Genomic DNA, 14,853 nt, shown 5'->3' on the forward strand with positions numbered 1-14,853 from the left:
CTTTCTCTGTGCCCTCTATGTGCTCTATGGTAATGCTTTGGGGCTTGATGTGTGTCCTTCGCGTTCTCCTGGTGCAAAGTTGTTTTTGATTGATCCGCGTCCAATTTCAAATTCGTGGTTAAGTTTTTCTTCGACTTGGCGTTGAAGAATTTGAGGGCCCAATGGTATTAGACAACCCCACATTGATTCATCACTTTCTTGAAAACAGCGCACGACGTTGGCCGGATAAGATCGCGTTGGTGCATGAAGAAGTGCGGGCAACATATGGTGAAATCAATGACGGGGCCAACCGACTGGCGCGGTTTCTGGCCGAACAGGGTGTGGTCCCCGGGGACAGGGTGGTGCTGCTGCTCGAAAACAGCCTGGAATATGTGGTGGGATATTACGGCGCCCTGAAGGCCGGTGCGGTTTCGGTCCCGATGAACACAGAGCTGAAGCCGGCAGCGCTTCAATCGCTACTGGAGCGGTTAGAGGCAAAATGCCTCTTCTCGTCACGCAAGTTTGAAAGATTGCTGCGGGCGGTCGATTTGCCCGGGGCGGGTATTGAGTCGATCCTTCTCAAGGATCCGAAGCTTGGCCTGAATCAGGCGGTAGAAGTTATGGTTTGGGACGCCATTGCTTGCGGCAAGCCTCTGGATAATCCCGACCTCGATCTGGCCGAGACAGCCCTGGGAAGCATCATCTTCACCTCCGGGTCGACCGGCCGGCCAAAGGGGGTCATGCTCACCCACAGAAACATCGTCGCCAATGTGAAATCGATCTGCCAATACCTGGAATTGACCGATGCCGACGTGCAGATGGTTGTCCAGCCGTTCTTTTACGTAATGGGGAAATCCCTGCTCAACACCCATTTCGCCGTCGGCGGACGCATCGTCATCAACAACAAATTTGCCTATCCGGCGACGGTGATCAGTCAGATGATCGAAGAACAGGTGACTGGTTTTTCTGGTGTCCCCTCGACTTATGCCCACCTGCTGCATCAGTCCCCCCTGGCCGCCTCAAGGGAAAAGCTGAACTCGCTGCGCTACTGCTCCCAGGCTGGCGGGCATATGGCCAGTGCGATCAAGCAGCGCCTGTTGCAGGTTCTTCCGGCACAGACCCGGCTCTATGTCATGTATGGCGCTACAGAGGCATCAGCAAGACTGTCCTATGTCGCTCCGGAAATGCTCGAGCGGAAAATCGATTCCATCGGCCAGGCGATACCGGGCGTGACTCTCAAGGTTATAGACGCCTCCGGATTTGAATTGCCTCTGGGAGATGTTGGGGAGATCGTCGCTACCGGCGAAAACATAATGCAGGGCTATTGGAGGGACCCCGATGCCACGGCCTGCGCCCTGAGTGAGCACGGGTATCACACGGGTGACCTGGGTTATTGCGATCAGGATGGATATTTCTATGTCGTCGGGCGAAAGGACAACCAGTTGAAGGTGGGTGGTCACCGGATCAACACCCAGGAAATCGAGGATGTGATCATGGCGACCGGCCTTGTAGTGGAAGTTGCCGTAATCGGATTGCCTGATGTGCTGCTTGAAAACAGGCTGATGGCTGTGGTGGTTCCAGTGAATTCGGAATTGAATGGCGAGGCCCTTCTTTCTCTCTGTGCTCAAAACCTTCCGGTTTATAAAAGACCTCAGGGAGTTCTACTCGTGAAAAATTTACCGAAAAGCGCCAGCGGCAAGTTGGACAGGAAGAAGTGTGAAGATCTTGTCGGATCGTCGGCTTACGTCCGCGCATAGGGAAAAGGGTTGGCATGAATCCAGGCCTTGAAAGAGCAGAACATAATCGATATCTCTGGGTTCTATCAAGCCTGCTGGGTTTTGCTTTTCTCTTTGCATTTTTGCCGACTTGGAGAAGTCTGATCTATGCCTGGTCCTCCTCGGACGATTACTCACATGGGTTTTTGATTGTCCCTTTAAGTCTCTACATCGTCTGGAAAAAACGCGGGGAGTTGCGGACTGCTACCAACAGACCAAATTGGCTAATCTTCCCGCTGGTTGTGTTTTCGCTCTTAATTTACCTGGTTGCCAAGTATGCCGAAATTTTGACCCTAGCACCGCTTTCAATGATTCTTTTCATAGGGGCGAGTCTGTTTTTCCTTTTTGGTGGCAAGTTGTTCAGACATCTTGTCTTTCCCTGGTTTCTTCTTGTGTTCATGGTGCCGGTGCCGTCCCAGATCTATGCCGCCTTGACCATTCCTCTGCAGCTTTTCGTAACGGAAGTAACGGCTTTCCTTGCTTCTTTGTTCGGTATTCCGATCCTGCGGGAAGGCAATGTGCTCTATCTTCCGGAGCACACCCTGCAGGTTGTTCAGGCATGCAGCGGCTTGCGCTCAATTATGTCACTCCTGACTCTTGGTGCTGTCATCGGGTATTTCGGCCTGCAAAAGAATTTTCTGCGTGGAGTTTTATTTATTTCAGCGATCCCGGTCGCCATCCTGGTGAATATAGTTCGCGTACTGCTGATGGTGTTTGCTTTTTATTACTTTAGCTTTGATCTTGCTGAAGGAATCGTGCACACGATTTTTGGCGCAGCCATTTTTGGCCTGGCCATGGTTCTGTTCCTATTAGCCCGAAAAGTATTGGCGTTGTGCGAAGAATGAACGTTCTACAAATTAAAATTTTGATCGCCTGTCTTTGTCTTACCGGAGTCCTGGTCTACCTGCGCCCCGAATTCCAGGCAGGTGTGCCAAAAACCTCATTGATTCAGTCTTTGGCAGTTATCCCTAACTGGCAAAGAACCTCTGTATCCGCTTTGGATCCGATACTGATCCAAGAGTTGCAGTTGGATGATTATGTTTTTCAAAGCTATTCACAGGGGAAGCGAAAAGTCTTTTTGTATATTGGCTTATATTACTCCTCGGCAAAAGTGGGGGCGTCTCATGACCCATTAGTCTGTTTCCCCGGCCAGGGTTGGCAGGTAAGTGAAGTTAAAAAGGGGCATTTTCTGATTTCGGGAGACCCTGAATTCGAGGTGAGATTTTCCCAACTACAGGCTAAGAAAAACACGGAAAGAGAATTGGTTTACTACTGGTATCAAGCCGGGAGGGGTTCGACATCCGGGCCTCTGGCGCAGAAATTGATGCTTTTGCACAGTAAAATCATGCACAGAGCAGAAAGAAACGCGTTTGTCCGAGTAAGCACATCATTAGGTGATGAAACGTTAACGGAAGGACAAAAGAGTCTGACCTCATTCATACAGGACTTTTATCCGGTTTTTGTAAAACATTTAGAATCGATATAGATGCCTTAGTCCTAGGAGACATTTATGATTAGAAGGAATTTTGTCTGGTTTTTTTCAATTTTTCTGACTATTTGTCTTTTGATCTTTTTTTTGAAAATATCTGGGAACGAATCGGAGATAGTGCCAATGCCTGATATAAATAAAACAAGTATAGATAGAATAATTAACAGAAAAATTTTTTTTGGTCACCAGTCAGTTGGAAAAAATATACTAGGGGGGGTTTCATCAATTGTCAAAGATCATAAAGTAAAAATTATTGATCTAAAGGACATTCAGCCTGAAAGCGCCCTTGGTCCTGCTTTCTATCATCTAAGAATTGGCAGCAATAACGATCCAAAAAGTAAGGTAGATTCTTTTTCTAAAGTTATAAAATCAAATTCTTTTATAAATATAGATATTGCATTTTTGAAGTTTTGTTATGTTGATATTACAAAAAACAGTAATATAGAAGAAATATTCAATTACTATAAATTAAACTTTTCCAAATTAAGAAAAGAATTTCCAAATACTATTTTTGTTCATTTAACTGTTCCTTTAACTAAAAACAATGATAGTTGGAAAACTACAGTTAAGAAAATTATTGGGAAAAACGACCTGTGGGAGTACTCCGATAATATTCAGAGAAACCGGTTCAATGAGATGATATTCGAAGAGTACCAGGGAAAAGAGCCGGTATTTGATCTGGCGGCTGTCCAGTCGACTCACCCGGACGGCAAGCGGGAAGTTTTTGCCTTCAAGGGGAAAACATATTTTGCTCTGGTGAAAGAATACACCTATGACGGTGGTCATCTCAATGAGTTGGGCAGCAGAAGAGTTGCAGCGTCTTTGCTCAAATTTCTTGCGGAAATCTGAAGGATGGTGTGGGGGATGAGTTTTAGCTCACTTTGGATGCTCATTTTCTGGCTGACTTTTTTGTTGTGTCTGTCCAGTTATCTATTCTATCCGCTGTTTATCGCCCTTTTTGGCAGGGTTTTTGCCACTGCAGTAAAGCGTTCCGAATGGGAACCAAAAGTCAGCATTCTTATTGCTGCATACAATGAAGAGAGGGACATCGTTCGAAAATTAAAAAATTGTTTAGAGCTTGATTATCCAGCAGAAAAGCTTGAAATTTTGGTCGGCTCGGATGGCTCGAGCGATAACACTGTTCTCCTTGCAAAGGAGACAGCTTCCAACCGGATAAAGGTATTTGATTATACGGAAAACCGTGGCAAAACAGCTGTGCAGAATGACCTGGTGGTTGCTTCGGAGGGAGAAATTATTATCTTTACCGATGCGGCTTCGTTCCTCAATCGAGATGCCATTCGCAGTATGGTTCGCAATTTTGCTGACTCCCGTATTGGGGCCGTGGGAGGTCGCATGCGTTTTGTCAATACAGATGAAAACATTAACACCCACAGTCAGGGTCTTTACTGGCGATATGAGTTCAAGATTCGCGAACTGGAATCGAGGTTAGGCAGTTTAATTGGCGTCGATGGTCCACTGTATGCTGTTAGAAGGTCATGTTACGTCCCTCTGGCCCCCCAATCAATCAGCGATCTGCTGACACCTCTGCTTGTTCTGGAGCAGGGAAAGAAAGTGGTTCTTGAACCGGACGCCGTTGTCGATGAAGATCCAACCCGCCAGTCAGGTCAGGAGTTCAGAACCCGGCGGCGCATTACCCTGCGAGGCCTTACGGGACTTGCCACATATAGGCGATTGCTGAATCCGGTTAAAAATCCATTCCTAGCTGCGCAAATTTTCTTTCACAAGGTATTGCGCTGGTTTGTCGGACCACTGGTCATTCTGCACATTTCGGCCTGTGCCGCATTGAGCGGGAAGGCCTTTTTCGCGACTGCCTTGACCCTTTATCTTGTTTTTTTCCTGTTAGCAATGGCTGGCTGGTGTCTCGAAGCGTCAGGCGGCAAGAACCGCCTTTTGACGGTTCCTTACTATTTCAGCCTGGTCAACCTTGCGGCTACTATGGGAATTATCGATTTCATCAGGAAAAAACAGGCAACCACCTGGAAGCCAGTTCGCAATTAGGGGGAATTCGATGGGGGAGAGTTTTTCTAGAGGTTCAGGCAAGGGTAAAAGAGCCGTTCTTTATAAATCAAAGGAGCGATTCGAAGCCTTCAGGCAGAAACTTGAGTATTACGGCATCGAGTACACAATTCTGGATTTCGACAGCCATGAGTGGATGGAATTTGATTATTCGAAGGTCGATTTCGCAATTTATTACCCCTCCTTTGAAAATGCTTCCAGTTCACCCATGGCCCTGTACAAGGTGCATGACAACATTGCATTTCTTCACAGCGAATATCCTGAATTGGATATCTATCCTGATCCTGGAATCGTCAAGTATTACAACGATAAATATCGGCAGTTCCTGTTCCTGAAAAAGCATGATTTTCCGATACCGGACACAATTCCGCTATACAGCAAGCAGGATATCGAAGCCGCGGAGACCGAATTTGGTTATCCAATGATTTTGAAAAACCGCTTCGGCGCTGGAGGGGGGACCGTATTCAAGGTCGAGGACCGTAAGGAACTGTGGAAATATTTTCGACTTTCACAGCTGGACCTGTTTAATACTTCCGCCTTTCATTATTTCGGCAAGCAGATATCCAAGCGTCTTTTCTGGTATTTCACTATTAAAGAAAGAAGGATGCCTTACCCCTTTCTGTCCCCCCCTTTGCTGGCGCAACGGTTCGAAAAAATCGATCGGGATCTGAAGACTGTTGTCGGCAAGGGGCGTGTCGTAGAAGGGCACTGGCGGCTGCAGGCCAGCCAGGATATGTGGAAAATGAATATCGATGGCGGAGGCACAGGGGTTTGGAGTGAAATACCCCAAAAGGCCCTGGAGCTGTCAATGCGGTTAGCTGAAGAGTTGAACTCGACTTGGTTGAATATCGATTTGATTTATTCCAGAAATCACTTTTTGATTACCGAATTTTCTCCGGTCTGGCATCATTATCATTTTAAAGAAAAACCATCTTTTATCTACAAAGACGATTACAATCTTGATCCCCTAGAAGATGCACTAGATCTGGAAAAAATAATTATAGAGGAATTTTTGAAATAAGGTTGGAGTGGGTTGATGATCAAAGCTTTTAAAAGATTGTATTGGGACATAGTAGATAAATCAATTAGATTTGCGATTGTGGAGTATATAATTCGTGATTTTCCAGGATTTTTCGGCATACATGTAAGAGCATGGTGGTATGCAAAAAGATTTAAAAAAGTTGGTAAAAATTTACACGTTCTTCCCGGCTCAATAATTATTCATCCTGAAAGAATTGAGTGTGGAGACAATGTATCAATTGGATATAACAACTACATCCAGGCTGGAGGAGGGCTGGTTTTGGGAAATGATACAATGCTAGGTCCATACGTTAAAATCTGGACACAAAATCATGTGTTTTCCGACCCTGAAATTCCAGTTAGACTTCAGGGGTATAGTCACCATCCGGTTGTAATAAACGAGGACGTCTGGATTGGTGCGAACAGTTTTATCATGCCCGGAACCGTTCTGGCAAGCAAATCGGTTGTTTCTGCCGGATCTGTTGTTGGTGCGAAAAATTACCCAGAAGGTATTGTCCTTGCAGGAAATCCTGCACGAAAAATTGGACAAAGAATTTGATTTGAATTGCAGTAGATTAACAGGTGGTTGGAAAAATGTATTCATTTAATGGGTATAAAGTCGCAATCTTGCATTATTCGAACAGTATTATTGATTTGAATAAGCCGTTCGGCATGCAGAGAATGGAGCTAGGTGAATTAAAGGTGCTACGAGAGGCAGGTGTCATTGCAACCTTGTATGCAAAAGAAGTAATAGGAAATCATCCACAATTAAAAGCGATCCCATATCTTGAAACGGACAAATTACTTCTTGATATTCCTTTTTACCAGAGATTTTTAGATTCAAATACAAATGCAGATATTTATCAGGGCAATGCGACACCCTTGCTGGCGTTGTTCAAACCAGAAAAAACCATAATTAGATTCGATGGCGTTGTTCCTTTGCCATTGGTTGATATAAAAGGAGTTAAAGACCAATATGCAAAAGCCAGTTATATTTTTGTGTCAAAATCAATAAAAAATTATTATCTCAAAAATTATCCATTTTTAAACCCAGAAAAATGTCATGTTTTGTACAATGCTGTAGATTCTTTTCCAATTCAAACAAGGAAAAAAATTAATAACTTTCGAATACTGTTTTGTAGTAGATGGAGTTATGAAAAAGGTATTGATTTACTCATAAAATCCTTAAAATTTTTGCAACGCATTCATAATAACTATGAATTAATTGTCGCCGGAGGCATGCAAAAGACATCTTCTGCTGATGCCAAAGGAAGTGCAAGGGAAGAAAAAATAAAAGAAACTTTACGGTCTTTCAAAAACGTTAAGGTGCTCGGATTTGTTCCTCATGATGAACTTATGAAGCTTTATTCCGAAGTTGATTTATTATTATTTCCATCTATTTATCCAGAGCCTTTCGGATTGATAGCGGCCGAAGCTGCTGTTGCATGTGTTCCAACCTGTGCTTATTCTGTCGGTGCGATACCTGAGGTTGTGAAACATAAAGAAACAGGTGTTCTTATGCCATTTAGCGATAAAAATATTATAAATGTTATTAGATTAGTTAAAACTCTTTCTTTCTGCATTAGAAACAGAAATATGTTGGACGACATGGGAGTTGCTGCTCGGAAAAGAGTTATTTCAAATTTTAATTGGGAAAACTACAGAAGAGATTTGTTTCATATCTATTCATCGATTTGCAAATAGCGGCTCCATAAGGAATTTTTATGCCAGGCATTTGCGGAATGTTGGAGTTTCATAAACGTCAAGAAAATGCCCTTTCTTTTAGAAATGGTGTTGAAAATACACTCCATTTTCCAACCTATTCGTGTGAGAAGAAAACGGAAAGTGATTTTTCAATTGCAAGGATTGATATTAATAATAGGAAATCAAGATCTGTTTTTTTTGACCATGAAAGAAAACTCATAATAACGTTTTGGGGAGACTTGTTCCAGGTAGATGATAGAAATGAGTCTGGGGAACCGGCCCAAAACCCAGAAATAATTATCGGAAGGTTGTATCAGAATAGTATAAGTACCTCTGATTTGGCGTCCAAATTAAATGGAGACTTTAATTGTGCTATTTATGACCTGAATCTAAAAAAACTTTTTATCTTCAATGACAGGTTTGGGTTCAGAAGACTTTACTACTATAAAGACAAAAATGTATTTCTTTTCTCTCATGAATTGAAATTTTTTATAACTTTTTATGGATTCAATAAACAGATAAATTGGCAAAGCGTCTCGGATTTTTTACGGTACTCATATGTTTTGGGTGATCGCACCCTTTTTCAAGAAGTCTCGGTTCTTCCGCCGGCCAGCTGTTTAGAGGTTAGTAGCAATTCTTTGTCTCTTTGCAGTTACTGGACCCCCCGATATGAGAATTCACTAGGGCTTTCTGATCTTGATTACGCAGTGGATCAGGGTCTCTCATTTTTCCAGCAGTCACTGCACAGGCGAATTGGTAACTCCCAAAAAATTCTTATCTTTCTGACTGGAGGTCTTGATTCTCGTCTTATAACAGCAGTTTCATCTCAAACTGAAGTTGATATTACTACTTCGACCCAAGGATCTTTTTTCTCTTATGAGTACGAATTAGCTAAAAAAGTCTGCAAAACATTAGAAATTCCACCTCCTAAGCGATTCACCGCTTCGGATGGTTGGCTTCGGGAATATTTTAAAAACATGGCTTGGCAATCAGAGGCTCAGTACGGGTCCTGCGGATTGGCCTGGCAACACGGTTTAGATAATTGTCTTGGTAACAATTTTGATCGTATGTTGAATGGAATTTTCGGCGGACATTTGAGTTTCGGATCACCATATTTTTCAGAACAGGATACGGAAGCGAATTATAGTTACGAACAACAAATTACGCGTATAGATAAAGGTCTGAATGGACATCGCTACTCTTATTTAATACCATTCTTAAATGAAAATATTAAAAAAATTGTAAATGATTATGGTTGTAATACAATTAAACAAGAAATGGATAGAGTCAAAAATCAAAGTAATTTACCATATTTTCAGCAAGATGCTTTGTTTTTATACAACAGAATTCGTCGCGGGATGATTTCAATCGATCAAAATCACCTTTATTTTGATGATCAGTATCCGTTTGCCAGTTATGAATTGTTTGGACTTTACCTTAAGCTTAAACCAGAATTGCTCCTCAATCATCGTCTTTACAAAGAGTTATATAAAAAACATTACCCGGATCTTGCTAAAATTCCTTGGTGGTCAACCTGCTCTGACCTACATGGTCGAACAGATGGATTGAAGAGGCAATTAAAAAGTTTATGTCAGAATTTGGAATGGTATGTGGGCAAATTATCGAGAGGTCGATTATGTCTTCCTCACCCCTGGGTAGTTAAGTTTGAAGACCGGAATTTCAGGCGTGACGTTGAAAATAGAAGGTTTCTTTACAAAATATTAACAAGTGATCAAGCCAAAGAAAGAAAAATTTTTAACTGTACGATGATGAGCTCATTATTGAATAATTGTTTGCGGAGTCAAATTTCGATGGATGAAATCGGGAAACTTGTCATGTTGGAAATGTGGTTTCAATATTTCATCGATGAAAATCCTTGTTATTAATAATTCTTTCATAAAATCGGAGTTTAAAGTAAATGAAGAAATTGGGGATTATTGGAGGCTTGGGATCTGAAGCAACTGTAAACATGTTTCATGCTATTGTTTCCCATACCCATGTCACCTGTGATCAAGATCACCTTGAAATAATTATTCACAATAATAGCCATGTTCCAGACCGAACAGCAGCAATTTTATTCAATGGATCCTCTCCTGTTCCTGAACTGCAAAGATCAGCGATTTTTCTCTCCAATTGTGGTGTTGACTTGATTGTCATTCCTTGTGTTACTTCGCATTATTTTTTCGCTGAGTTTAGCAAATGTATAAAAGTCCCAATTCTGAATGCCATTTTTGAAACATGCAAATTCATAAACAATTCTTTTCCTGGGATAAAAAAAATAGGTATTTTGGCTACCAGTGGGACAGTCCAAACTGGCCTTTTTCAAGATGAATTGAGTAAATCGAAAATTTTGCCTGTAGTGCCCAATCCATCCGATCAGCAAAACCTCGTTATGCGGTCCATATATGGGCCTGATGGTATAAAAGCTGGATTTACTGATGGAGCTCCCAGGGAAAAACTAATAATAGCTGCAAACAATTTGATTGCCATGGGGGCGGAATGCCTTATTGCTGGGTGTACGGAAATCCCACTCGTTATGAAGCAGGGTGATTTTGATGTTCCGTTGATCGATCCGGTAAAAATCCTCGCTTCTGAAGCGATTCGCTTTTGCGGTCGTAAGACAAAAGAGGATTTTTTTGATTTTGCTGGACAGAATATGATCTGTGGGCATTACCGTTGACTAGCTCGGGCATTCAGGTCTTCTAGAGCATTTTAAAAATTTTTATTTATTAGGTTGCCCGGAGAGGGCGAATATATTTATGACCCTGGGAATAAAACAAGAAATAAAACTCCTTGCAAGGCATTCTGCAGTTTACAGCCTGGGAACGTTCATGCAGCGAATCGTGTCCTTACTATTGCTGCCGGTCTATACCCGTTTTTTGACTCCTTATGATTATGGGATTAAGGAGCTGGTTGGTCTTTCTTCTGATGTTATTGCAATACTTCTTGCGACAGCAATTTCAGGGGCTTTTTATCGATTTTATTTTAATTATGAAGATGAAAAAAATCGTAATGAGGTATTCAGTACAGCTGTTATCAGTATTGGCACGATCTGTTTGATTTCTGTATGCCTTCTTTCTTTAGCGTCATCAACTATTGCTAGTACGATTCTCGATAATCCAGATCTAAAGCATTTTTTTTATATTTCTTTCTCTACTCTATGGTTTCAAACGATTAATAATCTGTCATACAGTTTTCTAAAAGCGAGGAAAAAATCCCTTTCTTTCATAGGAATTTCTTTTTCTGGAATGTTTATAACCATTGGTTTAAACATATATTTTGTATGTTTTCTCAAAATTGGTGTTATGGGGATTTTACTGAGTAACCTGTTGACCTCTTTCATAGTGGCTATTTTTTTCACCCTACCACTTTTAATTCGCGTGGGATTTCGGTTTTCCAGGTTCAAGCTTGTAGAAATGCTTCGTTTTGGACTTCCTCTGATCCCTTCCCAATTTGGTGCTTTCATAGTTCATCTTTCAGACCGATTTTTTATTAAAGAATATGTTTCGATTGCGGATGCAGGGTTATATGCACTTGGATATAGGTTCGGAACTCTTCCAGGTACTTTTATCTCTGATCCATTCAATCAAGTTTACCAACCAAGACGACTTGAAGTATACAAGCAGAAAGATTCGGAAAATGTATTTGGTAGAATTTTTACATACTTTCTTTTATTGATACTTTTTGTGGGTTTATGCATATCGGTCATGACAAAAGATGTACTTATGTTGATGGCTGAGGAAAAGTTTTGGTCAGCTTATAAAATTGTTCCAATAATTGTTTTGGCGAATATAGTATTTTCATTTCATTACCATTTGAATATAGGAATAATTGTTCACAAAAAAACAAAGTATCTTGCTTATATAAATTTATCAAATGGCATTCTTGTTCTCGCATTAAATTTTTTATTTATACCAAAATACGGCATTTTTGGTGCAGCCTGGATAACATTGTTTGCTTTTATTTATAAAACAGCATTTACTTATTATTTTAGTAGTAACTTTTATAAAGTGAAATTCGAATTAGGGAGAATTTTTAAAATTATCATTGTGGTAACGGCAATATTTTTAATAATGCAAAATATTGAAATTCAAATGGCCTGGGTTTCTATAATAGTAAAAATAATAAGTATTCCTTTTCTGTACTTATTTGGACTTTTCACCATAAGCTTTTTTACCTCAGAAGAAAAAATAAGGTTTTTGGGAATCATAAAAAATGTTTCTAAAAAAATTAAAGTTGCATGAGGTCTCTAGTTGACAAAGAAAATACTTTTTATCAGTTATCCTTATAAGCCAAATTCATCTGCCGGAGCGGTCCGGTCGGAACGTCTAGCAACCCATCTAGCCTCGGAAGGATGGGAAGTTGATGTTGTGACAATTCGTCCTCTTGGGGAGCCAATTTCTGAATGCGAAAAAAAAGAAAAATTGTCTTCATTGCGAATTACCAGAACAAAAACAATTGATCCTTGGCTAAGATTGCAACAGTGGAAACCCAAAAACTGGATGCTTAAGGTACTCAGAAGTCTAGGGCTCCGTGTTTTTAGTTTTCCTGATCATATGGTCTTTTGGATTCCTTTTGTTGTTTTAGAAGGTTTGAAAATTCAAAAAAAAAGAGGATTTAATGCAATTTACACAACCTCGCCGCCACATTCAACTCATTTGGCAGGGGTTATATTATCAAAGTTTTCAGGGAAACCATTGGTGGCTGACTTCCGAGATCCATGGACCTTGAATGTTTATTGCAAAGATGACTTGAATAGAAGATTTTTATTTTTTCTGGAAAGAGCATTCGAAAAATTAATTATAAAAAATGCTTCTGTCCTTTTTGCGAACACTAGGGCTAATCAGAACCAACTTTGTTCAGCCTTTCCAAGTATTACTGATAATAAAGTATATTATCTCCCAAACGGAATGCAAAAGTTTGAATTACCTAACAATACAGTAATATCAAACGATTATTTTACTATAGTTCATACCGGGACTTTTTACCCTAATTTCAAACCTTATGGACTACTCGAGGCATTGGCAAGGTGGAAACAAGGTTGTCAACCTCCAGGAATTCCCGAGTTCCATGGAATTAAATTAAAATTAATTGGATGTTCCGATATGGTAACCAAAAAAATTGTATCCGATCTTGACTTGGTCGATGATGTCTCTTTTGAACCATGGGTTCCACTGGAGGAGGCCAGGAGAATAATGTGTTGTGCTGATGCTCTCTGGGTAACTTTGGGAACCGGGAAAGAAGCGGCGTCGTACGTACCTTCCAAACTATTTGAATATATTGCTGCCCAACGCCCAATTTATGGTTTTTTCCCCCCTGGGGAAGCATCAAGTATCTTAAAAAATACCGGTACTGGTTTTGTATTTGAAAAAGATGATTGTGAATTAGTGATATCTGTTCTATTTGAAGCAATCCAAAGTAAAAAAGAGGGGAAAGCATTTCCTGAATTTTATAGAAGAAATGAAGAAGCTGTGGGTGAGCTTGATGTCGAAAAAGTTCTTGAACGGTTTCAAAATATACTTTCAAATATCATAAAAATAAGTTATTAAAAAATTAAGAAAAAGGTAAAAAAGTGTTACCTCATCCAGATTCATTACGCATTCTAGGACCAATAGTTTGTTTTATCTATATCCTTCTAGGAATGAAAAGGTCAGCTTTTCTTTTTATGGGGTTCATGATTTTTTATTATTGGAAAGTGTCTTACCATTTTCCAATTTTCATAAGTATAAAAGCACAATTAATCTATGGTTGCATACTCCTGATTATCATAATTTTAAAATTAACTTCTCTCGACCAGGATATAAAAACACATCCAATTTTTCGAACTTTTTTATACTTTTTAATAGCATATTCTCTTTCTTTTCTTTTTGCCTGGGATTATCTTTTTTCATGGGAAAATTCCGTATACCACTTTTTAATTGTACTCATTATCGCAATGGGAGTTCTTGTTTCGGTAAAAGATGAAGCAGATATCAAAATTGTTATATTCAGTATAGTTTTTATGTATTTATATTTGGCTTATGAGCCCATGTACAGGTTTTTATTCAAGACTTCGGGGAACGTACATTTATACGGAGATGTTTTTGTCGCTGATCTTGGTATTCTTTCTGGTCATGTTTCTCTTGCTAACAATATGAATCAAATGATACCGATAGCAATATTTCTTCCGTTTCTTATTGACAATAAGATTTTCAAAATTGTTTCAATAATTCCTCTATTAGTATTTCTAATTACACTAATTGGTAGTAACTCACGCGGAGGTGTTGTTGGGCTTCTTTTTCTATTTTTATGTTTAATATTCTTTTCTTCCAAAATAACAAGTTCGAAGTGGATTTTTGTTGTAATAGGAGGGGTGTTTTTAGTGTTTGGTGGTCTTTTAATGGATACTTTTAGTAGAATTAACCCAGATAGCGCCGAGGGTCGTTTAATTCGTTTGGTACACGGAATCGAAATGGTTCGCAAAGGAAATTTTTTCGGTGTTGGACCTGGGTGTTATATCCTTGCTTCTGGGAAATATTTTGGTCATAGAATGATGTCGCACAACATGTATGGACAATTGGTGGGAGATCTCGGTGTACCTGGGGCAATTACTTGGTTTATATTTATGTATAACGTATTGCGCAGTCTCAATGAATCAAGAAAAAATATAAAATATGATTTAAATGATTCGAAATATTGCTATCATTATCTCGCACTTGGTCTTATGCTGTCGCTTCTTGTTCGAATGTTGATTGGTTTAGGTGCGCATAGTTTGTATTTTTTCAATTGGTATGTTTTTGGAATGCTTGCTCTCCATATTTCCAGGCAAAACATGGCAGAAAAACAAATTATAATGAAAAGATGAGGCTA

The 14,853-nt window shown here is 40.2% G+C and carries 13 protein-coding genes; all 13 read left to right on the plus strand.

Features of this window, described 5'->3' with window-relative positions; all coding sequences use genetic code 11:
- Positions 1 to 161: 161 nt before the first annotated feature.
- The 13 genes from R2940_10880 to R2940_10940 all read left to right on the plus strand — a co-directional run bounded on the left by R2940_10880 (position 162) and on the right by R2940_10940 (position 14,848).
- Positions 162 to 1,736 carry a class I adenylate-forming enzyme family protein gene (locus R2940_10880; protein MEZ4600278.1) on the plus strand — a complete coding sequence of 525 codons (1,575 nt, stop codon included), beginning with the start codon at positions 162 to 164 and terminating at the stop codon, positions 1,734 to 1,736.
- A gap of 14 nt (positions 1,737 to 1,750) precedes the next feature.
- Positions 1,751 to 2,599 (plus strand): exosortase, encoded by an 849-nt coding sequence (xrt, locus tag R2940_10885; protein MEZ4600279.1) that lies wholly within the window; start codon positions 1,751 to 1,753, stop codon positions 2,597 to 2,599.
- A complete protein-coding gene (locus tag R2940_10890) occupies positions 2,596 to 3,240 on the plus strand; it encodes an EpsI family protein (protein MEZ4600280.1) in 645 nt (214 codons plus the stop codon). The genes xrt and R2940_10890 overlap by 4 nt, the downstream gene beginning before the upstream one ends.
- A 126-nt stretch (positions 3,241 to 3,366) precedes the next feature.
- Positions 3,367 to 4,092: a hypothetical protein gene (locus R2940_10895; protein MEZ4600281.1), complete on the plus strand. Its 726-nt coding sequence runs from the start codon at positions 3,367 to 3,369 to the stop codon at positions 4,090 to 4,092.
- 15 nt (positions 4,093 to 4,107) lie between these two features.
- Positions 4,108 to 5,262 carry a glycosyltransferase family 2 protein gene (locus R2940_10900; protein ID MEZ4600282.1) on the plus strand — a complete coding sequence of 385 codons (1,155 nt, stop codon included), beginning with the start codon at positions 4,108 to 4,110 and terminating at the stop codon, positions 5,260 to 5,262.
- A 10-nt stretch (positions 5,263 to 5,272) separates the two neighbouring features.
- Entirely contained in the window at positions 5,273 to 6,301 is a 1,029-nt protein-coding gene (locus tag R2940_10905; GenBank protein ID MEZ4600283.1) for an ATP-grasp domain-containing protein, read from the plus strand.
- 15 nt (positions 6,302 to 6,316) lie between these two features.
- The gene (locus tag R2940_10910; GenBank protein ID MEZ4600284.1) at positions 6,317 to 6,859 is read left to right on the plus strand and encodes an acyltransferase; all 543 of its coding nucleotides are present in this window, start codon (positions 6,317 to 6,319) and stop codon (positions 6,857 to 6,859) included.
- Between the two features lie 35 nt (positions 6,860 to 6,894).
- Entirely contained in the window at positions 6,895 to 8,004 is a 1,110-nt protein-coding gene (locus R2940_10915; GenBank protein ID MEZ4600285.1) for a glycosyltransferase family 4 protein, read from the plus strand.
- Positions 8,005 to 8,024: 20 nt separating this feature from the next.
- Positions 8,025 to 9,890, plus strand: a complete 1,866-nt coding sequence (locus R2940_10920) for an asparagine synthase-related protein (GenBank protein ID MEZ4600286.1) — start codon at positions 8,025 to 8,027, stop codon at positions 9,888 to 9,890.
- Between the two features lie 32 nt (positions 9,891 to 9,922).
- Positions 9,923 to 10,684 carry an amino acid racemase gene (locus tag R2940_10925; GenBank protein MEZ4600287.1) on the plus strand — a complete coding sequence of 254 codons (762 nt, stop codon included), beginning with the start codon at positions 9,923 to 9,925 and terminating at the stop codon, positions 10,682 to 10,684.
- Between the two features lie 79 nt (positions 10,685 to 10,763).
- Positions 10,764 to 12,248 (plus strand): oligosaccharide flippase family protein, encoded by a 1,485-nt coding sequence (locus R2940_10930; protein MEZ4600288.1) that lies wholly within the window; start codon positions 10,764 to 10,766, stop codon positions 12,246 to 12,248.
- A 9-nt stretch (positions 12,249 to 12,257) separates the two neighbouring features.
- Positions 12,258 to 13,553, plus strand: coding sequence for a glycosyltransferase family 4 protein (locus R2940_10935; protein MEZ4600289.1), 1,296 nt, complete (start codon positions 12,258 to 12,260; stop codon positions 13,551 to 13,553).
- Positions 13,554 to 13,678: 125 nt separating this feature from the next.
- Complete coding sequence (locus R2940_10940) at positions 13,679 to 14,848, plus strand: O-antigen ligase family protein (protein MEZ4600290.1); 1,170 nt, start codon at positions 13,679 to 13,681, stop codon at positions 14,846 to 14,848.
- Positions 14,849 to 14,853: the final 5 nt, after the last annotated feature.

Source organism: Syntrophotaleaceae bacterium (genome assembly GCA_041390365.1).
Lineage (GTDB): Bacteria > Desulfobacterota > Desulfuromonadia > Desulfuromonadales > Syntrophotaleaceae > JAWKQB01.

Coding starts and splice junctions, on each gene's coding strand:
- R2940_10910 (MEZ4600284.1), top strand. CDS start 6,317: ATGATCAAAGCTTTTAAAAGATTGTATTGGGACATAGTAGATAAATCA.
- R2940_10940 (MEZ4600290.1), top strand. CDS start 13,679: ATGATTTTTTATTATTGGAAAGTGTCTTACCATTTTCCAATTTTCATA.
- R2940_10895 (MEZ4600281.1), top strand. CDS start 3,367: ATGCCTGATATAAATAAAACAAGTATAGATAGAATAATTAACAGAAAA.
- R2940_10925 (MEZ4600287.1), top strand. CDS start 9,923: ATGAAGAAATTGGGGATTATTGGAGGCTTGGGATCTGAAGCAACTGTA.
- R2940_10930 (MEZ4600288.1), top strand. CDS start 10,764: ATGACCCTGGGAATAAAACAAGAAATAAAACTCCTTGCAAGGCATTCT.
- R2940_10890 (MEZ4600280.1), top strand. CDS start 2,596: ATGAACGTTCTACAAATTAAAATTTTGATCGCCTGTCTTTGTCTTACC.
- R2940_10920 (MEZ4600286.1), top strand. CDS start 8,025: ATGCCAGGCATTTGCGGAATGTTGGAGTTTCATAAACGTCAAGAAAAT.
- R2940_10905 (MEZ4600283.1), top strand. CDS start 5,273: ATGGGGGAGAGTTTTTCTAGAGGTTCAGGCAAGGGTAAAAGAGCCGTT.
- xrt (MEZ4600279.1), top strand. CDS start 1,751: ATGAATCCAGGCCTTGAAAGAGCAGAACATAATCGATATCTCTGGGTT.
- R2940_10915 (MEZ4600285.1), top strand. CDS start 6,895: ATGTATTCATTTAATGGGTATAAAGTCGCAATCTTGCATTATTCGAAC.
- R2940_10880 (MEZ4600278.1), top strand. CDS start 162: ATGGTATTAGACAACCCCACATTGATTCATCACTTTCTTGAAAACAGC.
- R2940_10900 (MEZ4600282.1), top strand. CDS start 4,108: ATGAGTTTTAGCTCACTTTGGATGCTCATTTTCTGGCTGACTTTTTTG.